Below are 592 nucleotides of genomic sequence, written 5' to 3'. Positions count from 1 at the left end.
TCCTCGGGCTATGGCGCCGGGGCACAGCCGCCCGACCTGGAGGGCTACCTCTCGACGGGCACGGCGACGAGTGTGACCTCCGGGCGGGTGTCGTATCTGCTGGGGCTGGAGGGCCCGGCGGTGTCGGTGGACACGGCGTGCTCGTCGTCGCTGGTGGCGATCCATCTGGCGGCGCAGGCGCTGCGGGCGGGGGAGTGCTCGCTGGCCCTGGCCGGCGGTGTGACGGTGATGGCGTCGCCGGCGGGGTTCGTGGAGTTCTCGCGTCAGCGGGGGCTGGCGGCCGATGGGCGGGTGAAGGCGTTCGCCGAGGCGGCCGACGGTACGGCGTGGGGTGAGGGCGCGGGTGTCGTGCTCTTGGAGCGGTTGTCCGACGCGCGTCGCAACGGTCACCGGGTGCTGGCGGTGCTGCGGGGCTCGGCGGTCAATCAGGACGGGGCGTCGAACGGCCTGGCGGCACCGAATGGCCCGTCGCAGGAGAGGGTGATCCGGCAGGCGTTGGCCAATGCCGGGTTGGAGCCGTCCGAGGTGGACGCGGTGGAGGCGCACGGTACGGGGACGACGCTCGGCGATCCCATCGAGGCGCAGGCGTTGT

1 protein-coding gene is annotated in these 592 nt (G+C 73.5%); it reads left to right on the top strand.

All coding sequences use genetic code 11. The features are described from left to right. Positions 1 to 592 (top strand): beta-ketoacyl synthase N-terminal-like domain-containing protein (locus tag H5J33_RS36535; protein WP_181798969.1); only part of this gene is annotated, 592 nt, incomplete at both ends.

It is taken from the genome of Streptomyces sp. WELS2, assembly GCF_013870595.1.
GTDB lineage: Bacteria > Actinomycetota > Actinomycetes > Streptomycetales > Streptomycetaceae > Streptomyces.
This window is presented reverse-complemented; position numbering and strand designations above follow the sequence as displayed.